This window comes from Geodermatophilus sp. CPCC 205506, assembly GCF_051383635.1.
GTDB lineage: Bacteria > Actinomycetota > Actinomycetes > Mycobacteriales > Geodermatophilaceae > Geodermatophilus.
In genome coordinates this window covers 27,242-44,792 of sequence record NZ_JALPKP010000027.1, presented here as the reverse complement: position 1 = coordinate 44,792, position 17,551 = coordinate 27,242, and the positions used below count along the sequence as shown (strand labels likewise).

The window sequence follows — 17,551 nt, the reverse complement described above, 5'->3', positions numbered from 1 at the left end:
TCACGCAACCACGGATCTGACCGGCGCCCGGGCGCCCCCGGCCGCGAGCCGGACCACCCGGGTACGAGAGAGCGGCGCAGGCCGCCGGGGAACGGGAGACTCGCATGAGCGACCGGACGCAGGGTTCGGTGCGCACCGGGGCCCGGCCTGGGGACACCAGCACGGCGCAGGGGCCGGCCACCGGCCAGGACGTCGTCGCGGACGGCCAGGCGCCGGTGACGGCCACGCAGTCGATCCCCGGCACGGGGACCCAGCGCGCTCAGGAGGCCGCGGTCGACGGCACGGTCCCGGTCGCGGGCGGCCCGGTCTCGACCACGGCGGGTGTCTCGACCACGAAGGCCCCGCCGGCGCGGGGCAGCGACGCCCCGGTCGCCCGCGGGACCGAGACCGCGCTCGCGGCACCCGCGGAGTCGGCCCAGGAGGGCCAGCTGGCGCCGGTCCAGGGTGCGGTCGCGGCGGGCAGCTCGGCTGCCGCCACGGGGACCGGCAAGGCGGCCTCCCCGAAGCAGCAGAAGGCGGCGCGCGGTCCGCGTCGTGCCCGCCTGCAGCTGCGGCACATCGACACCTGGTCGGCGCTGAAGATCTCGCTGGTCCTGTCGATCGCGATGTTCTTCATCTGGATGGTCGCCATCGGCATCCTCTACGGCGTCCTGTCCGGCCTCGGCGTCTTCGAGACGCTCAACGACCTGTTCGGCCAGCTCGGCACCGCGTCCGGCGCCGAGGGCAGCGGCGAGGTCATCACCCCGGGCATCGTCTTCGGCGGGGCCGCGGTCATCGGGGCGATCAACATCGTGCTGATGACCGCGCTGTGCACCGTCGCGGCGTTCATCTACAACATGTGCTCCGACCTCGTCGGCGGCCTGGAGGTCACCCTCTCCGAGCGCGACTGAGAAAGACCCCGTCCTCCCCGCCGCTCGCAGGCTCGCGGCGGTGCCCGGGACGGGGCGACGGCCCTCGCGAGCCGGCGGCCGGGGGACGGACCACCCCCCGGCGAGACCGGGGGAAGGGCCAGGTAAGCTGTCCGAGGTCCACGGGCCTGTAGCTCAGGCGGTTAGAGCGCATCCCTGATAAGGATGAGGCCGGAGGTTCAAGTCCTCCCAGGCCCACCCGTGTCCCGGCGCCACCGGCGTCACCCGGCCCCCTCCCGTACGGGAGGAGCGGTCGGGGCCCCTCGCAGCGAGGGGGGAACTCCCCTCGAGGAGGTAACCCGCGTGCTGAAGAGACTCGCCCTCGCGGCCGCCGCGGCCGGGGCACTGGCCCTGGTCCGCAAGCGCTCGGCCGGCAAGGCCGAGGCCGACCTGTGGCACGAGGCCACGAGCGGGTCGGTCAGCACTCCCGGCGCCCGCTGACCCGGCGGGGCGTCCGCCCCGCCCCGGGGACGTAGCTCAATTGGCAGAGCACCGCCTTTGCAAGGCGGGGGTTAGGGGTTCGATTCCCCTCGTCTCCACTCCCTCGACAGGCCTACTGACCTGCGATTCATCGGTTCCGGGCGACTCACCGGCGCGCCGCTGATCCGGCGCAGTCCGCAAAAAGTCCGCACCTCGTCCGCGCGTGGCCGCCCGCAGGGCGTCCAGTCGGTCGGCCACCTCGTCCAGGTCGTCATCGAACAGGTCGGCGTAGCGGTCCAGGGTCATGGCCGCCGACGCATGCCCGAGCATCCGCTGCACCGCCTTGACGTTGGCTCCCGCCTTGATCGCCAGCGAGGCCGCGGTGTGCCGCAGCTCGTGCGGCGTGAGCCCGGGCTCCCCGATGGCCCGCGCGGCGGCGTCGAACCAGGCGGCCCGGGCGTTGCGGTTGCGCAGCACCGCGCCCTGCGGCGACGGGAAGGCCAGCTCGTCCGCGGGGCGGTTCACCACCGTCCGGCCAGTTCGTCGACCAGGAAGCGTGGCAGCGGCACCGAGCGTCGGCCGTGGGTCCTGGAGGTGCCCAGACCAGGCGGGCGCCATCGACCTCGGTGACGGCCTCCTCGACCAGGACCGCCGGCGCAGCAGGTCGAAGTGCCGCACCCGCAGCGCCGCCAGCTCCGACCAGCGCAGCCCGCAGTAGCCCAGCACCAGCACGGCGACCCGGCCGGGCCCGGCGGCCTCGGCCAGCGCCTCCAGCTGCTCGGCGCTCAGATACCGACGGCGCTTCTCTCCCATCGCCGGCAGGGCCACGCCGAGGGCGGGGTTGACCGCCAGGCGCCGGTCGCGGACCGCGAGCCCGAGGACGCCGGCGAGAACGCCCTGGGCCTCAGGACCGACACCCCCGGACAGTCCCCGCGAGGACAGCTCCGTCAGCCAGGGCTGGACCTCGCCGTGGATCACCTGGATCAACGGCACGCCGGCCCAGCGGGGCAACACGTGGGTCCGCAGCACGTCGGCGTAGCGGCCCGGGTCGTGGGCTTGAGATTGATCTCCTCGGTGACCTTCGAGCGTGCCGGTCGACGAAGGTGCCGGTCTGCACCGCCGCGGTGACCTCGTCGAGCCCCCGCTGGGCGTCGGCCTTTCCGCTTGAAGTGACGGGCGTGCTCCTTTGCCGTGCTCGTCGCGGGTACCGGGGCCGGTGCGTGCCGTCGGGCCTCCGCGCGATCGACGCCATCACCGACCACCTCCATCTCGTCGATCCCCGGGGGCCTGTGCGAGCCGCGCTCCATGGCCGACGCGAGCACCGCGAGGGCCAGCTTGCCGTCGGTCGCTCGCTCGTTCAGCGGACGGACCGCACTCCGTGGATTGCTGCGACGCCGGTCCTTCGGCAGCTCACCGGCGGAACCGTCCGCAGCCTGGATCCCCGATTGGCCGCGGCCGCGTACACGAGGAGCCGCCGCTCGAGCTGTCTCAGCGACGGCCGAGGAGGTTGTCGCCGACGTTCTCCAGATGAGTGCGCATGGTCTTCTCGGCCCCGTCGGGGTCGCGGTCGCACAGCGCTTCCACGATCGCGGTGTGCTCGACGTGGTAGCAGCGGCGGCGTTCGGGGGTGGACGTTCGGCGCTTGAGGCTGCCCCAGACCGGTAGCTGCCGGGCGGTGTTCATGACGTCGAACATGTTCATCAGCAACCCGTTGTGGGCCGCCTCGGCGATCGCCCGGTGCAGCTTGGCGTCCCAGGACTCGAACGCCTCGAACTCGGCGCTGGCGCCGCCACCCTCGAGGCAGACGGTGATCCGGTTCAGGTCGGCCTGGGTGGCGACGCGGGCGGCCAGCGCGGCCACCGGCGGCTCGATCACCAGCCGCACCTGCATGATCTCGGCCGGGCTGGTGTCGGCCGGCGCATCGGCCCGTCGCTGCGCCAGCTCGCTGAGGAACGTGCCCCGCCCGACGTGGCGGAAGACCAGCCCCTCCTCCTCCAGCACGTCCAGCGCGCGACGGATCGCGCTACGCGGCGCGGACAGCCGCTCCACGAGTTCGCGCTCAGTGGGCAACTTCGCGCCGGGGACGAGGGAACCTTCCGCCGCCCCCTCGTCAAGGAGGGCGCGGAGTGACTGCTCGACGTTCAACACGCTCGCACTTTACCGCACTTGTACCAATCGAGACCAATAGTCCGAACGGGAACAGGCGGAGATCTTCTCTCGACATGGCGCGCGTCACCCCGTAGCGTCCCAGCCAGCCGAGCATTGGTCACAATGGTTTAGATTGGTTCAGACATGAAGATCGTGACGTTCTCCACCGGTACGGATCAGCGCGTGGGCGTCGTAGACGTCGAGCGCGGCGTGGTCCACGACGTCACCACCGCCCTCCCCGACGGCACCGACGTCCTGCAGCTGATCGAGGAGTGGGCCGAGCTCGGCCCGCGCCTGGAGCAGCAGGCCGCAGGGCTGCCAGAGCGCCCGCTGGATGCGGTGCGCCTGCTGGCACCGATCCCGGCGCCGCGGCGCAACATCTTCTGCGTCGGCAAGAACTACCGGGACCACGTCCTGGAGTTCGGCCGCAGCGGCTACGACAGCCCGGACCGCTCGCAGGCCATGCCCGAGGCGCCCGTGGTCTTCTCGAAGGCCACCACGTCGGTCACCGGCCCCTTCGACGACATCGACCCGCACCACGGCGTCACCAACGAGCTGGACTACGAGGCCGAGCTGGGCGTCATCATCGGCCGCGGCGGCCGCGGGATCACCCGCGAGCAGGCCTTCGACCACGTGTGGGGCTACACGATCATCGACGACTTCACCGCCCGGGACCTGCAGCGCACCCACAAGCAATGGCTGATCGGCAAGTCGCTGGACACGCACTGCCCGATGGGCCCCTTTGCCGTCTCCGCCGACGAGGTCCCCGACGTGACCGCGCTGGTGGTGGAGAGCTCGGTGAACGGTGAACCCCGCCAGAACGGGTCGGTCAAGGACCTCATCTTCGACATCCCGGAGCTGATCGCCACCATCTCCGCCGGCATCACGCTGCTGCCCGGCGACATCATCGCCACCGGCACCCCGGCCGGGGTCGGCATCGGCTTCGACCCGCCCAAGTTCATGACCAGCGGCGACGTCATCGAGATCTCCATCACCGGGCTCGGCGCGCAGCGCAACCGGATCGCCTGAGCCGGCCGGAACGACAGGAGAGACGACGTGAAGATCAACGGCAAGGAACTCGCGGTCGAGATCGACGGCCGGGGCCCGGCGGTGCTGCTGGTGCACGGCCTGGGCGGCACGACGAACTTCTACCAGGTGCAGGCCGACGCCCTGGCCGACCGGTTCCAGGTGATCCGGGTCGACTCGGCCGGCGCCGGCCGGTCACCCGTCGCCGACGGGATCAGCATCGCCGCGCACGCCGACGACCTGGCCGCGCTGCTCGACGAGCTCGGGGTGGCCAGCGCCGTCGTCGTCGGGCACTCGATGGGCACCCTGGTCGTGCGGGACCTGGCGGCCCGCTACCCGGACAAGGTGTCCGCCCTGGCGCTGTTGGGTGCCGTCCGGGAGCCGGCCGAGCCGGGCCGGCAGGCCCAACGCGACCGGGCCGCCCTGCTCCGCGAGAAGGGCACCGCCGCCGTCGCCCCGGCCGTCGTCGCCAACGCCCTGTCGGAGACCACCCGGCGAGACAAGCCCGAGGTGGCCGCCTTCGTCCGGGAGCTGATCACCCGCCAGGACCCGGAGGGCTACGCCCGCAACTGCGAGGCACTCGCCGCCGCCACCGACCCCGGGCCCATCGACCCCAACCTGCCGCTGCTGCTCGTGACCGGCAGCGACGACAAGGTCGGCCCGCCCGAGGCCAGCCAGGAACTCGCCGCCGCCCACGGCAACGCCACCGTCGAGATCGTGCCCGGCGTCGGCCACTGGACCGCTCTCGAGGCCGCCGGCCCGGTCACCGACCAGCTGCTCGAGTTCCTCTGAGCAACTCCGAGCTGCACCGCACCCCCGCTTCCGCAGAACCGTCAATCGCGCCCGGTCGGGCGCACCCGGGGCGCCGGCGACCCGTCCGGCGTGCCCCTCACCGCGAAGGAGATTCACCGTGCCCGTCCCCACCGACAAGACGCTGTTCCGCAACGTCAGCATCCTCGACTCCACCGGCGCCGACCCCTATCCCGGCGACGTCCTGGTCGAGAACGACCGCATCGCCGCCGTCGGTACCGTCGACCCGGCGCAGATCGGTGACGCCCGGGTGGTCGAGGGCCGCGGCCGCACCCTGATGTCCGGGCTGTGCGACGCCCACACCCACTTCACCTGGAACAACAGCGCCGACCTCGACGGCCTGGGCACCATGCCGGTCGAGGAGCACCTGCTGTTCGCCCTGGAGTCCGCCCGCACCTACATCGACTCCGGCTACACCATGTGCCTGGGCGCGGCGTCGGCGAAGGACCGCCTCGACGTCGTCTGCCGCGACGCCATCAACGCCGGCCGCTTCCCCGGCCCCCGCTACCTCGCCAACGGCCCGGAGATCGCGGTCACCGGCGGCGCGCTGATCAAGAGCATCACCAAGTTCGCCGACGGCCCCGAGGGCATGCGCAAGGCCGTCCGCGAGCTCATCGAACTCGGCGTCGACCAGATCAAGCTGTCCATGACCGGCGAGGAGATCACCGGCACCCAGCGCGCCGAGGACACCTACTTCTCCGACGAGGAGACCGCCGCCGCCGTCACCGAGGCCCACCGCCGCGGCAAGCGCGTCTGCGCCCACGCCCGCAGCGCCGAGAGCGTGAAGATGTGCGTCCGCAACAAGGTCGACATCATCTACCACGCCTCCTTCACCGACGCCGAGGGCATGGACATGCTCGAGGCCAACAAGGACTGGGTCTTCGTCGCCCCCGGCCTCAACTGGCTGATCGCCACCCTCTACGAGGCCGAGTCCTTCGGCTTCCCGCAGGAGGCCGCCGAGGCCGTCGGCTACAAGCGGGAACTGGACATGGCCGTCAAGGGCCTTCGCGAGATGCACCGGCGCGGTATCAAGGTCCTGCCCGGCGGCGACTACGGCTTCGCCTGGACCCCCCACGGCACCTACGCCCGCGACCTGCAGCACTTCGTCGAGCTGCTCGGCTTCACCCCGATGGAGGCGATCATCTCCGCCACCGCCTGGGGCGGGGAGATCATGCTGCGCCCCGACGAGCTCGGCAAGGTCCAGCCCGGCTACCTCGCCGACCTGATCCTCATCGACGGCGACCCGCTCGCCGACATCACCATCCTGCAGGACCACTCGAAGATCAACTACGTCATGAAGGACGGCCGGTTCCACAAGCAGCACGCCGAGGACGACCACACCGTGCCCGCCCCTCGGGCGGCCGACCTCGTGCACGACATGGCCGCGCCCGTGGTGGCACACCGGCCCTGACGACGATCACGGTGCCGGCGACCAGCCCACCCTGGTCGCCGGCACCCCTGACCGGGGAGCCCACCGATGACCCTGCTGATCTGCCGCACCTGCCCCCGCTACGACCCCCGCGCCACCGGTGACTTCGGCCGCCGGCTGACCGCCGCCATCGCCCAGGTCGCCGACAACGAGCCCGGCACCACCGTCGCCATCCGCAACGTCCAGTGCCTGGGCGGCTGCCCCGACGAGGGCGTGGTCGCCGTCGACGGACCGCAGAAGGCCCGCGTCCGCTTCACCGGCCTCGACGAGTCCGACGCGAAAGCGGTCTTCGCCGCCGCGGCCGCCCACGACGCCTGCCCCACCGGCGCACCCGACGACTGGGAGATCCCCGCCGAGCTCGCCGACCGGATCAGCTCGGTCACCCTCAAGCGGACCCCACAGCCGTACAGCGGCGACCCCGGCGCGCCGCGACACGTTCCCCTCCGACGGACGGCGGGGCGGTGGGTCATCGAGCCGCATCGGCGGTGAGCCGGCTGCTCCCCGCGAATGCCCTGGTCAGGACTCTCAGTCACAGCCCACCGCGCCAACCACCCCGAGATCGCTTTCGCAAGGCGGGGGTCAGGGGTTCGATTCCCCTCGTCTCCACGTCGTCTTCCACGGTCCGACCCGCGGACTCGTCCGCGGGAGGCCGCCCTCAGCGCCTCCATCCGTCTGGCCACCACGTCCCGGTCGCCGTCGGGACGATGAGTCTCCGCCTCGCGGCCGGTCATCCCTGTCGAGCCCATCGACCCACGCGGCTCGACGGGCGAGCAGAGCGCGATGCGCGCGCCGACGGAAGGAACCCCCATGTCCAGCCTGATGGTGGACTTCATCATCTCCCTCGACGGATACGGGGCAGCGGAGGGCTGGCCCGGCTTCTGGGGCATGGAGGGGCCCGAGTACCTCGCCTTCCTCGAGGAGGAGGCCGACCACGAGTACGTCGCCCTCATGGGTGCGACGACGTACCGGCTGATGTCCGGGTTCGCCGCCGAGATGCCCGACGACCCCGGGATGGCCGCACTGACCGCGACGCCCAAGGTGGTGTTCTCCTCGACCCTGGAGACACCGCTGTCGTGGGGCAGCACCGAGCTGATCGACGGGGACGCCGTCGAGGTCGTGCAGGACATGAAGCGGCGCGACTCCCGGCCGCTGCGCACCCTCGGCAGTCTCAGCCTCTGCCGGTCGCTGCTCGGAGCGGGCGTGGTGGACCGCTTCCGCGTGGTCGTCTTCCCGGTCATCACCGGCGCCACCGGGAGGGACCGCATCTTCGACGGGTATCCCGACATCGCCCTCCAGCTGGTCGACAACCGCACGTTCGACGGTCGGCTCCAGTTGCTCGAGTACGTGCCCACGGTGCTCGACGGACCGCCCGGCGCCGGCGACCACACCTAGTCGTCCCGGGCGCCCGCGGGTGCGCGGGCCGGTCAGTGGTCCGGCGCGCTCCGATCCGGTCCGCCGTGGCCCACCGGCCGGCCGAAGCGCACGGCGTCCAGGACGACCGGCGGCGCGGCGGCGGCCAGCTCGGCGTCCGGACCGGCGCCCAGCGCCCCGTTCACCGCGGAGAAGGCCAGCCGCAGCCCGACATAGGCGGTGATCGCCACGATCCGGGCGTCGTCGTAGCCGGCGCTCCGCAGCTCGGCGACGTCCGCCGCCGTCGTGCCGCTCGGGTCCAGCGCGACCCGCCGCGCCCAGCGCGCCAGTGCCCGCTCCGGGGCGTCGAGGCCGGAGTCGTTCCCGCGGACGACGCCCGCGGCGACGGCGTCCCCCGCCTGCTCGGACAGCCGGCGGCCCCAGGCGAGGGCGCAGTAGGAGTCGCCGCGGGCGGCGGCGCAGGCGACGACCAGCACGCCGCGGTCACGCACCGACAGGCCCGCCGCGGCGGCCGACGCCCGCAGCAGGTCGTCGACGTGGTCGCGCAGCCCCGGCTGGTGGGCCCAGATCCGCGTCGAGTTCATGACGAAGCCGTCGCCCGCGAGGTCGTCGGCGTAGAGCCGCTCCGTCTCCGGCGAGGTGGGGGGAGGGCCCACGAAGGCGGGCTCGTGGTCCGGCGTCACGGCGTCCCTGTCGTGCGGCGACGGCGGAACGCTAGTGGCGCCGCCGTCCGCGGTCCACGGGCAGGGACCTCGGTCCCTGGACCGCCGTGCACCGCCGGGCCACTGTCGGCGCCGCCGGCCCGCCGGCGGGGTGGGCCGCGGTCTGCTGAGGAGGGGCCATGGCACGGAAGACCATGGACTGCCGGACGATGCCCAGCGAGAAGAACTGCACCGTCCAGATCTCCGGCGAGGAGGACGAGGTCCTCGAGATCGCGGTCGCGCACGCGATCAGCGCGCACGGCCACACCGACGGTCCCGAGCTCCGCGAGGGGGTGAAGGCGGGGCTGCGCGACGAGGAGGCGCTGCAGGCCGAGAAGGGCTCGTTCCTCCAGCTCATCGAGTTCCACGCCCGGGACCTCGACGGGTTCCGCACGATCGCCGAGGAGTGGCGCGACCGGATGGGGCGGGAGGCCACCGCCCGGTGGGGGGTGATCGCAGCCGACCGCGACCGCCCGGACACCTACGTCGAGATCGTCTCCTTCCCGGACCACGCCTCGGCGATGCGCAACTCCGAACACCCGGTGACCAGCGACTTCGCCAAGCGGATGCAGGAGGTCACCGAGGGCGAGGCGTCGTTCCGCAACCTCGACGTCGCCGAGGTGCTGCGGATGTGAGCGGCACCCGTGGCCGCTCCCCGTGCCTCACGGGGAGCGGACCAGTGGGAGAGTGGGCGTCGTGACCGAATCGACGCCAGCACGCCGCGCCGTGCTCCACACCAACCACGGCGACATCACCGTGGACCTGTTCCCCGACCACGCCCCGAAGACGGTCGCCAACTTCGCCGACCTCGCCGAGGGCCGCCGGGAGTGGACCCACCCGCAGACCCGCGAGAAGACGACCGACCGCCTCTACGACGGCACGGTCTTCCACCGGATCATCGACGGCTTCATGATCCAGGGCGGCGACCCCCTGGGTCAGGGCATCGGCGGTCCCGGCTACCAGTTCGGCGACGAGATCCACCCCGAGCTCGCCTTCACCAAGCCCTACCTGCTCGCCATGGCCAACGCCGGCCCCGGCACCAACGGGTCGCAGTTCTTCATCACGGTCGCCGCGACCACGTGGCTGACCGGCAAGCACACGATCTTCGGAGAGGTGGCCGACCAGGCCAGCCGCGACGTCGTCGACCGCCTCGCGAAGGTGCCGACCGCGCGCGGGGACCGGCCGGTGGAGGACGTCGTCCTGGAGTCGGTCGAGGTGCAGCGCAGCTGACCACCGCACCCGACGACGGGGGCGCCGCGCCCGGCAGACCGCAGCCGGCGCCCCCGACCACCACCTGTTACCGGCACCCCGACCGGCCCACCCGCATCTCGTGCACGCGGTGCGGGCGGCCGATCTGCCCGGAGTGCATGACCCCGGCGTCGGTCGGTTTCCAGTGCCCGGAGTGCATCCGCGATGGCCGGGCCACGGTGCGCCAGCCGCGGTCGACGCCCGGGCTGCGCCGCGCCGGTCGCCGCTTCGGCGCGGTGACGATCGGCCTGATCGGCGTGAACGTGGCGATGTTCGTGGCCACCGCCGTGTCGGCCGGCATCGCCGGTGCCAACCCGCTGGACAACCAGTTCTCGCCGCTGTTCGCCCAGCTGGCCCAGATCCCGATCCTCGTCGAGCTGGGCGAGGACTGGCGGCTGCTCACCGCCGCGTTCCTCCACATCGGCCTGGTGCACCTGGGGCTCAACATGCTCGCCCTGCTGCTCTTCGGCTCCGAGCTGGAGCGGCAGCTGGGCCACTGGCGCTACCTCGCCGTCTACCTGGTCTCGCTCCTCGGCGGTGCCGTGGCGCTGCAGCTGTTCGGTGAGCCGGGACGCGCGGTCGCGGGCGCCTCGGCGGCCATCTACGGCCTGCTGGGCGGGCTGGCCGTGCTGATGCTGAGCCGGCGGGAGGACCTGCGCGGGTTGCTGACCCTGCTGGCGATCAACGTGGTCATCAGCTTCCTGCCCGGCGTCTCGCTGCTCGGCCACCTCGGCGGCCTGGTCGCCGGCTTCGTGGCCACCGGCCTGATCGTGCTGGCCCGGCGGCGCACTGAGCTGCAGGTGCTGGCGCTGATGCTGCTCGTCGCCGGGCTCGTGGTCGTCGCGCTGACCGTGTCGACGGTCGTCGTCCTCGGCTAGTCGGAGGACCCCGGCGGGGACGTCGTCCAGGCCAGCAGCGCCCGGGCTACGTCCGCCGGGTCCGTGCCGAGGTCCCGGCGGCCGAGCAGCACCAGCACGCCGGCGTCGTCCGGCCCGGAGGCGGTGTCCAGCTCCAGCAGCACCGACCGCAGGCCCCAGCGCCGGCTGTCCCGCACCCGCACGCGCAGCAGCGGCCAGGGCAGCGTCCGCGTGCCGGTGAGCGTCCGGACGGCGACGCCGTCGGGCCCGGCCGCCAGGCGGGGCCGCAGCAGGCGGTCGCGGACGGCGAGGGCCATCGCCAGCAGGCCCGCCGCGCCCAGCAGCACGCGGCCGGCCGGGTCGAGGGCCCCGGCCGCGACCGCCAGCGCGACGCCCACGGCGGCGAGCACCGCCGTCTCCCCGGTCCGGGTCGACCACTCCACGCACACCAGCCTCCCAGCCCGGCGCGTCGGCGCGGATGCGTGGACGTCCTACCATCGGGGTCGGGACAGGCGTGACGCCGCCCACGTCGACGAGGAGTGGTCATGCGAGATGCCGTCATCTGCGCCGCGGTGCGCACCCCGGTGGGCAAGCGTGGTGGGGGGCTGTCCGGCGTGCACGCCGTCGACCTCTCCGCCGCCGTGCTCGAGGCGCTGGTCGAGCGCGCCGGCATCGACCCGGCCCGCGTGGACGACGTCTTCTGGGGCTGCGTGAGCCAGATCGGCGAGCAGACCTACAACGTCGCGCGCAACGCCGCCCTGGCCGCCGGCTGGCCGGAGACGGTGCCGGGGACGACGATCGACCGCCAGTGCGGCTCCTCGCAGCAGGCGGTCGCGTTCGCCGCGGCGACGGTGATCAGCGGGCAGGCCGACGTCGTCGTCGCCGGTGGCGTGGAGTCGATGAGCCGGGTGCCGATGGGCTCCTCGGTGGGGGACGGCTCGGCCGGCCGCCCGCTGGGGCCGCGGTTCATGGAGCGCTACGGCGTCGCTCCGAACCAGGGGGTGGGTGCGGAGATGATGGCCGAGCGGTGGGGCTTCTCCCGCACCCAGCTCGACGAGTACTCCCTGGCCTCGCACGAGAAGGCGGCCAAGGCCCAGGCCGACGGCGCCTTCGACGAGGAGATCGCGCCGATCACCACCCCCGACGGGACAGTGGTGCGGTCCGATGAGGGCATCCGGCCCGGCGGCAGCCTGGAGAAGCTGGCCACGCTGAAGACACCGTTCAAGGCCGACGGCGTCATCAGCGCCGGCAACGCCAGCCAGATCTCCGACGGCTCGGCCGCGCTGCTGGTCACCACCTCGGAGACGGCCCGCGAGCTCGGCCTGCGCCCGCTGGTGCGCATCCACACCACGGTGATGGCGGGGGACGACCCGGTCATCATGCTGACCGCCCCCATCCCGGCCACGCACAAGGTGCTCCAGCGCTCGGGGCTGTCGGTCGACGACATCGGCGTCTTCGAGGTGAACGAGGCGTTCGCGCCCGTGCCGCTGGCCTGGCAGGTGGAGACCGGCGCCGACCCGGACCGGCTCAACCCGCGCGGTGGAGCGATCGCACTGGGCCACCCGCTGGGCGGCTCCGGCGCGCGGATCATGACGACGCTCGTCCACAGCATGCTGAGCACCGGCACCCGCTACGGGCTGCAGACGATGTGCGAGGGCGGCGGGATGGCGAACGCGACCATCCTCGAGCTGATCGACGGCTGACGCCGGAGTGAGCATCGCAGCGAGCGCCGGTGAGCGAGGAGCGGAGCGGGGGGCGGACGCCGTCGCGTGCGATCGACGGCTGACGCCGTCGCGTTCGTCCCGTGTGATCGACGCGTAGTCCACAGTCCCCACCGACGGCCCCCGGTCCCTCTGGACCGGGGGCCGTCGGCGTCCCGGGGACGGCGTCGCGGGACCGGCGCATCTGCCGTGGTCGGACCGCGTGTCGCGGGCCCTGCCCCGGGTAGGGGAGGGGCGAGTTCACCGCCTCCCGCTGGCCGCCATGTCGACTCATCCACAGCTGTGTGCACAGCTGGGGATGGAGTCACAGACGTGTAGTTACTCGGCTGCCCTTCTCGTCACATCCGTCCCAGCCGAGGGAAAACCCCAGGTCAGCGCAGAGCGGTCGAACATGCGTTCTCCACACTCGGTGGACAACTCTGGGGGTATCGCGCTTTGTCGACCTGTGGACGGCGTGGTCGGCTGTGCACAGCGCCGCCTGCGCACGACGCGGGACCGGCGGAGGCGTGTCGACCGGCCCCGGGAGCTGTCGGCGACTCCGGCTAGCCTGCCGCCATGCCGGAGCGGGTGACCCCTTTCCTCATGTTCACGGGCGACGCGGAACGCGCGATCGAGCTCTACACGTCGCTGTTCGACGACGCGCGGGTCCTGACCCTCACCCGCTGGGGAGCGGAGGGGCAGGGTGTGGAGGGAACGGTGGAACAGGCCACCTTCTCCATCGCCGGTCAGGTGTTCCGCTGCTTCGACAGCCCCCCGGTCCACGCATTCACCTTCACGCCGTCCTTCTCGATCTTCGTCGACGTCGCATCGGCCGAGGAGCTCGACCGGCTGTTCGCGGGCCTCTCCGACGGCGGCGGCGTCCTGATGCCGCTCGACGACTACGGCTTCAGCCGCCGCTTCGGCTGGGTGAACGACCGCTTCGGTGTCTCCTGGCAGCTGAACCTCCCCTAGCCGGCCGGCGGAACGCACGAGGCCCCCGTCCCCGGGTGGGGACGAGGGCCTCGGTGCGGACCTGAGGACTACCGCCAGCGCATCGACATGACCAGGCCGGCCACCATGAGGCCGAAGCCGATGAGGAAGTTCCAGGCTGCCAGCGAGGACAGGAAGCCGATCCGGTCGCCGGCCACGTAGTACACGACGATCCACAGCAGGCCGAGCACCATGAGGGTGACCATCAGCGGCGCGTACCAGCGGGGGCTGGGCCGCACCGCACGGGCGGCCGGCGACCCGGACTGCAGCGTGCCCTGCGGCGGCGTGTAGACCGACTTCTTGCGCACCTTGGACTTGGGCACCGTACGGACTCCCTCCGGGCCGGTTCGTCGCTGCCGGCCGTGACGTCCCCCAAGCCTAAGCTGCGCTCGTGGCCGGAGCCCGCACCCTGACCCTTCGGGGTGGCCGCCGTCCCACGGCGTGGGCGGCGCTGGTGCCCGTGGTGGCCCTGGCGGCCGGGCTGCTCTTCGCCACGTCCAGCCAGACGGCGCAGGGCACGGACCTGCGCGGCGGTGAGGTCACTGAGCTGTCCTCCCTGATCAGCACCCGGCAGGACGCCATCGCCGAGCAGCAGCGGCTGCTGAACGCCCTGCAGGACCAGGCCCAGGCGCTCACCGACCAGGCCGCGTCGCGGTACGGGAACGTGGCCGCCGCGCAGGCCGCCGGCCGCGACGGGGAGGTGTCCGCCGGGATGGTGGCCATGGCCGGGCCGGGGGTGGAGATCGTCCTGGACGACGCCCCGCGCCGCCCCGACGGGTCGCTGCCGATCGGTGCCCGGCCGGACGACGTCGTCATCCACCAGTCCGACGTCCAGGCCGTGGTCAACGCGGTCTGGGCCGCCGGCGCCGACGCGGTGGCGATCATGGACCAGCGGCTGATCGCCACCAGCGCCGTCCGGTGCGTCGGCAACGTGCTGCTCCTGCAGGGGCGCACCTACTCGCCGCCGTTCGTGGTCACGGCCATCGGCGACGCCGCCGCGATCCGCACCCAGCTGGCCGCCTCGCCGCAGGTGCGGGTGTTCCAGCAGGCGGTGGAGGACTTCGGGCTGGCCTACGCCGTCCGGGAGCGCCCGTCGCTGTCGTTGCCCGCCTACGAGGGCCCGCCGGACATGGAGTACGCCACGGCCGCTGACGGCTGAGCGGGTCCTCCTGGTACACACAGGGGCGTGAGCCGCCCCGTCCTCGTCGTCGACAACTTCGACAGCTTCGTCTACAACCTCGTCCAGTACCTGGGCCAGCTGGGCGTGCGCTGCATCGTCCGGCGCAACGACGCGGTCACCGTCGACGAGCTGGCCGGCCTCGACGTCGCCGGAGTCCTGCTCTCCCCCGGGCCCGGTACCCCGGCCGGTGCCGGCGTGACGGTGCCCATGGTGCGGGCGGCCGCGGACGCCGGGACGCCGGTGCTCGGGGTCTGCCTCGGCCACCAGGCGATCGCGGAGGCCTTCGGCGCCGCGGTCGTGCGGGCGCCGGAGCTGCTGCACGGCAAGACCAGCCAGGTGCTGCACGAGGGCGTCGGCGTCCTCGCCGGGCTGCCGTCGCCGTTCACCGCGACCCGCTACCACTCCCTCGCCGTCGACCGCGCGACCGTGCCGGACGAGCTGGAGATCACCGGCGCGACGCCGTCGGGGATCGTGATGGCGCTGCGGCACCGCGAGCTGCCGATCGAGGGCGTGCAGTTCCACCCGGAGTCGGTGCTGACCGAGGGCGGCCACCGGATGCTCGCCACCTGGCTGGCGACCTGTGGACTGACCCCCGACCCGGACGCGGTCGAGGCGGCCACCGAGGCCGCCCGGAAGCTCATGGCGGCCGCCACGCCCGCCTGAGCCGCCCCAGGAACGGCGAAGGGCCCCTCCCGCGCGGGAGGGGCCCTTCGCCGTCGGTCAGGGGGTGGGCGTGGCTGGGGTAGCGCCCGTCCCGCCGTCGGGCGGCTCCGCCCCGACGGTCAGGGTGATCGCCTGCGTCGTCGGCACCTCGGTGCCCTCCGCCGGGTTCACCGCCAGCACCACCCCGACATCGCCGGGGTCGCCCGCGGGTGCGGTCGTCGTCGTGATGTTGGTGAAGCCCGCGGACTGCAGGGCCGCGCGAGCCTCCGCCTCGCTGTCGCCGACCACGTCGGGCACCTCGACCGGAGCCGGGCCGCTGGACACCTGCAGGGTGATCCGGTCGTCGGCGGCCGCCTGGCTGCCGGCCGACGGGTTGGAGCCGATGACCGTGCCGGCCGGCTGGTCCGCGGAGTCGACCTCCTCGGTGCCCACGTTGGTGAAGCCGGCGTCGCGCAGCGCCTGGACGGCGGCGTCCTGCTGCTGGCCGGCCACGTCGGGCACCTCGGCGTCGCCGTCGGACACCGACAGCGTGATCGTGGCGCTCGGAGCCACCTGCGTGCCCTCGGCCGGGTCGACCTCCACCACCGTGCCCTCGGGCTCGGTGCTGTCCACCTGGTCGCTGTCGGTGTTCCCGGTGAGACCGGCGTTCTCGAGCGTCGTGCGGGCGCGGTCCTCGTCCAGGCCCACCACCGGCGGGACGGCGATGCTGTCGGGGGCCGTGGCGACGACGAGGTCGACCGCGGTGCCCTCGTCGACCCGCGCGCCGCTGGCCGGGTTGCTCGACAGGACGTTGCCCACCTGCGACTCGTCGGAGGTGATCTCGGTCGTCACGTCGCCCACCACGAGGCCGGCCTCGGTGATCGCCGACTCGGCCTCGGCCTGCGGGACGCCCGTCAGCGTCGGGACGGCGACCTGCTGCACCGCCGGAGGCTCGTCCTCGCCGTCACCGGAGGTCAGCGCTAGCGCGATCCCGACGACGGCGGCGACCACCAGCACCACGGCGGCGACGATCGCGATGACCCGGTTGCGCTTGCGCTTGGCGGCCGCGGCGTCCTCGTCGTCCCACTCGTCGCCGTAGCCGGGCGTGGCACCGAGGATCGTCGTCTTCTCGGCGTCGTTCATCACCGGCGTCGCCTCGACCCGCTGGCCGGCCAGGGCCCGCAGCAGGTCGTTGCGCATGTCGGCGGCCGACTGGTACCGGTTCGCCGGGTTCTTGCTCATGGCCTTGAGCAGGATCGCGTCGAGCTCCGGCGGGATGGCCGGGTTGATCGACGACGGCAGGCGGGGGTCCTCCCGCACGTGCTGGTAGGCGACGGCGACCGGGGAGTCCCCGGTGAACGGCGGCGCGCCGGTGACCAGCTCGTAGAGCAGGCAGCCGAGTGAGTAGACGTCGGAGCGGGCGTCCACGCCCTCGCCCCGCGCCTGCTCGGGGGACAGGTACTGGGCGGTGCCGATGACCGCGGCGGTGGAGGTCATCGTCGCCGCGGAGTCCGACACGGCGCGGGCGATGCCGAAGTCCATGACCTTGACCGCGCCGTCCGGCGTGATCATCACGTTGCCGGGCTTCACGTCGCGGTGCACGATCCCGTTGCGGTGGCTGAAGTCCAGCGCCCCGCAGATGTCGGCGGCCAGGCTCATGGCCCGCTGCGGAGGCAGCACGCCCTCGCTGCGGAGCAGGTCGCGCAGGGTCTGTCCCTCGACGTACTCCATGACGATGTAGGGGGTCGCGCCGGTCGTCGTCCGGTCCTCGCCGGTGTCGTAGACCGCGACGATCGCCGGGTGGTTGAGCGAGGCCGCCGCCTGGGCCTCCCGCCGGAAGCGCACCTGGAAGGACGGGTCGCGGGCGAGGTCGCTGCGCAGCACCTTCACCGCCACCTCGCGGCCCAGCCGCAGGTCGCGGCCCCGGTGCACCTCGGCCATGCCTCCGCGGCCGAGCACCCCGCCGATCTCGTAGCGCTCACCGAGCACCTGCGGCGTGGTCATCGGAGGTCCTCTCGGGCGGTGCGGTCGTGCGTCCAGGGGGAGTGGGGGCACAGGGGAACGCGGCGGGCGGGTGGGCCGGCGGCGAGCCTAACCGGTGCGACCGGCCGTTCCCGGGAC

19 protein-coding genes, 3 tRNA genes and 1 pseudogene are annotated in these 17,551 nt (G+C 73.0%); 17 read left to right on the top strand and 6 right to left on the bottom strand.

Annotated features, from left to right (window positions below):
• The first annotated feature begins 104 nt into the window (after positions 1 to 104).
• From MY520_RS16310 to MY520_RS16295, 4 genes are all read left to right on the top strand, one after another.
• On the top strand, positions 105 to 890 hold the full coding sequence (locus MY520_RS16310) for a DUF3566 domain-containing protein (protein ID WP_436693525.1): 786 nt from the start codon (positions 105 to 107) through the stop codon (positions 888 to 890).
• Between the two features lie 142 nt (positions 891 to 1,032).
• Positions 1,033 to 1,106 (top strand) — tRNA-Ile (locus MY520_RS16305).
• Positions 1,107 to 1,211: 105 nt separating this feature from the next.
• Positions 1,212 to 1,349, top strand: a complete 138-nt coding sequence (locus MY520_RS16300; protein ID WP_436693523.1) for a DLW-39 family protein — start codon at positions 1,212 to 1,214, stop codon at positions 1,347 to 1,349.
• A 25-nt stretch (positions 1,350 to 1,374) separates the two neighbouring features.
• A tRNA-Ala gene (locus MY520_RS16295) sits at positions 1,375 to 1,447 on the top strand.
• Between the two features lie 217 nt (positions 1,448 to 1,664).
• Here the strand turns inward: MY520_RS16295 and MY520_RS16290 are convergent.
• Together MY520_RS16290 and MY520_RS16285 are read right to left on the bottom strand one after the other, a co-directional pair.
• A pseudogene (locus MY520_RS16290) lies at positions 1,665 to 2,141 on the bottom strand (tyrosine-type recombinase/integrase); the annotation flags it as partial.
• 675 nt (positions 2,142 to 2,816) lie between these two features.
• A complete protein-coding gene (locus tag MY520_RS16285; protein ID WP_436693521.1) occupies positions 2,817 to 3,476 on the bottom strand; it encodes a FadR/GntR family transcriptional regulator in 660 nt (219 codons plus the stop codon).
• 144 nt (positions 3,477 to 3,620) lie between these two features.
• Between MY520_RS16285 and MY520_RS16280 the strand changes: the two genes are divergently transcribed.
• The 6 genes from MY520_RS16280 (at position 3,621) to MY520_RS16255 (ending at position 8,133) form a co-directional block, all read left to right on the top strand.
• Positions 3,621 to 4,505: a fumarylacetoacetate hydrolase family protein gene (locus tag MY520_RS16280; protein WP_436693519.1), complete on the top strand. Its 885-nt coding sequence runs from the start codon at positions 3,621 to 3,623 to the stop codon at positions 4,503 to 4,505.
• 27 nt (positions 4,506 to 4,532) lie between these two features.
• Positions 4,533 to 5,294: an alpha/beta fold hydrolase gene (locus tag MY520_RS16275; protein ID WP_436693517.1), complete on the top strand. Its 762-nt coding sequence runs from the start codon at positions 4,533 to 4,535 to the stop codon at positions 5,292 to 5,294.
• Positions 5,295 to 5,412: 118 nt separating this feature from the next.
• Positions 5,413 to 6,723 carry an amidohydrolase family protein gene (locus MY520_RS16270; RefSeq protein WP_436693515.1) on the top strand — a complete coding sequence of 437 codons (1,311 nt, stop codon included), beginning with the start codon at positions 5,413 to 5,415 and terminating at the stop codon, positions 6,721 to 6,723.
• Positions 6,724 to 6,789: 66 nt separating this feature from the next.
• A complete protein-coding gene (locus MY520_RS16265; RefSeq protein WP_436693513.1) occupies positions 6,790 to 7,230 on the top strand; it encodes a DUF1636 family protein in 441 nt (146 codons plus the stop codon).
• A gap of 30 nt (positions 7,231 to 7,260) precedes the next feature.
• Positions 7,261 to 7,347 (top strand) — tRNA-Ala (locus MY520_RS16260).
• 201 nt (positions 7,348 to 7,548) lie between these two features.
• Entirely contained in the window at positions 7,549 to 8,133 is a 585-nt protein-coding gene (locus MY520_RS16255; RefSeq protein WP_436693512.1) for a dihydrofolate reductase family protein, read from the top strand.
• Positions 8,134 to 8,165: 32 nt separating this feature from the next.
• On the opposite strand, the gene MY520_RS16250 is transcribed toward MY520_RS16255, so the two are convergent.
• Positions 8,166 to 8,768 carry a carboxymuconolactone decarboxylase family protein gene (locus MY520_RS16250; protein ID WP_436693510.1) on the bottom strand — a complete coding sequence of 201 codons (603 nt, stop codon included), beginning with the start codon at positions 8,766 to 8,768 and terminating at the stop codon, positions 8,166 to 8,168.
• Between the two features lie 185 nt (positions 8,769 to 8,953).
• Here MY520_RS16250 and MY520_RS16245 point away from each other — a divergent pair, with 185 nt between their 5' ends.
• The 3 genes from MY520_RS16245 (at position 8,954) to MY520_RS16235 (ending at position 10,939) form a co-directional block, all read left to right on the top strand.
• On the top strand, positions 8,954 to 9,448 hold the full coding sequence (locus tag MY520_RS16245; protein ID WP_436693508.1) for a DUF1059 domain-containing protein: 495 nt from the start codon (positions 8,954 to 8,956) through the stop codon (positions 9,446 to 9,448).
• A gap of 61 nt (positions 9,449 to 9,509) precedes the next feature.
• Complete coding sequence (locus MY520_RS16240; RefSeq protein ID WP_436693506.1) at positions 9,510 to 10,043, top strand: peptidylprolyl isomerase; 534 nt, start codon at positions 9,510 to 9,512, stop codon at positions 10,041 to 10,043.
• Between the two features lie 137 nt (positions 10,044 to 10,180).
• On the top strand, positions 10,181 to 10,939 hold the full coding sequence (locus tag MY520_RS16235) for a rhomboid family intramembrane serine protease (protein WP_436693504.1): 759 nt from the start codon (positions 10,181 to 10,183) through the stop codon (positions 10,937 to 10,939).
• On the opposite strand, the gene MY520_RS16230 is transcribed toward MY520_RS16235, so the two are convergent.
• Complete coding sequence (locus MY520_RS16230; protein WP_436693502.1) at positions 10,936 to 11,361, bottom strand: PH domain-containing protein; 426 nt, start codon at positions 11,359 to 11,361, stop codon at positions 10,936 to 10,938. The genes MY520_RS16235 and MY520_RS16230 overlap by 4 nt on opposite strands.
• A gap of 102 nt (positions 11,362 to 11,463) precedes the next feature.
• On the opposite strand from MY520_RS16230, the gene MY520_RS16225 reads away from it, so the two are divergent.
• The gene (locus tag MY520_RS16225) at positions 11,464 to 12,621 is read left to right on the top strand and encodes a thiolase family protein (protein WP_436693500.1); all 1,158 of its coding nucleotides are present in this window, start codon (positions 11,464 to 11,466) and stop codon (positions 12,619 to 12,621) included.
• Between the two features lie 573 nt (positions 12,622 to 13,194).
• Positions 13,195 to 13,590: a VOC family protein gene (locus MY520_RS16220; RefSeq protein ID WP_436693498.1), complete on the top strand. Its 396-nt coding sequence runs from the start codon at positions 13,195 to 13,197 to the stop codon at positions 13,588 to 13,590.
• Positions 13,591 to 13,658: 68 nt separating this feature from the next.
• On the opposite strand, the gene crgA is transcribed toward MY520_RS16220, so the two are convergent.
• Entirely contained in the window at positions 13,659 to 13,931 is a 273-nt protein-coding gene (gene crgA, locus MY520_RS16215) for a cell division protein CrgA (protein WP_436693496.1), read from the bottom strand.
• A 68-nt stretch (positions 13,932 to 13,999) separates the two neighbouring features.
• On the opposite strand from crgA, the gene MY520_RS16210 reads away from it, so the two are divergent.
• Together MY520_RS16210 and MY520_RS16205 are read left to right on the top strand one after the other, a co-directional pair.
• Complete coding sequence (locus MY520_RS16210; protein ID WP_436693494.1) at positions 14,000 to 14,767, top strand: DUF881 domain-containing protein; 768 nt, start codon at positions 14,000 to 14,002, stop codon at positions 14,765 to 14,767.
• Between the two features lie 27 nt (positions 14,768 to 14,794).
• On the top strand, positions 14,795 to 15,451 hold the full coding sequence (locus MY520_RS16205) for an aminodeoxychorismate/anthranilate synthase component II (protein ID WP_436693492.1): 657 nt from the start codon (positions 14,795 to 14,797) through the stop codon (positions 15,449 to 15,451).
• 57 nt (positions 15,452 to 15,508) lie between these two features.
• On the opposite strand, the gene pknB is transcribed toward MY520_RS16205, so the two are convergent.
• Positions 15,509 to 17,434, bottom strand: a complete 1,926-nt coding sequence (pknB, locus tag MY520_RS16200) for a Stk1 family PASTA domain-containing Ser/Thr kinase (RefSeq protein WP_436693491.1) — start codon at positions 17,432 to 17,434, stop codon at positions 15,509 to 15,511.
• Between the last annotated feature and the right edge of the window lie 117 nt (positions 17,435 to 17,551).

Excerpts from the sequence above, each read along its gene's own strand:
- MY520_RS16310 (WP_436693525.1), top strand. The coding sequence starts at position 105 with ATGAGCGACCGGACGCAGGGTTCGGTGCGCACCGGGGCCCGGCCTGGG.
- MY520_RS16280 (WP_436693519.1), top strand. The coding sequence starts at position 3,621 with ATGAAGATCGTGACGTTCTCCACCGGTACGGATCAGCGCGTGGGCGTC.
- MY520_RS16265 (WP_436693513.1), top strand. The coding sequence starts at position 6,790 with ATGACCCTGCTGATCTGCCGCACCTGCCCCCGCTACGACCCCCGCGCC.
- MY520_RS16255 (WP_436693512.1), top strand. The coding sequence starts at position 7,549 with ATGTCCAGCCTGATGGTGGACTTCATCATCTCCCTCGACGGATACGGG.
- MY520_RS16245 (WP_436693508.1), top strand. The coding sequence starts at position 8,954 with ATGGCACGGAAGACCATGGACTGCCGGACGATGCCCAGCGAGAAGAAC.
- MY520_RS16235 (WP_436693504.1), top strand. The coding sequence starts at position 10,181 with ATGACCCCGGCGTCGGTCGGTTTCCAGTGCCCGGAGTGCATCCGCGAT.
- MY520_RS16225 (WP_436693500.1), top strand. The coding sequence starts at position 11,464 with ATGCGAGATGCCGTCATCTGCGCCGCGGTGCGCACCCCGGTGGGCAAG.
- MY520_RS16220 (WP_436693498.1), top strand. The coding sequence starts at position 13,195 with ATGCCGGAGCGGGTGACCCCTTTCCTCATGTTCACGGGCGACGCGGAA.
- pknB (WP_436693491.1), bottom strand. The coding sequence starts at position 17,434 with ATGACCACGCCGCAGGTGCTCGGTGAGCGCTACGAGATCGGCGGGGTG.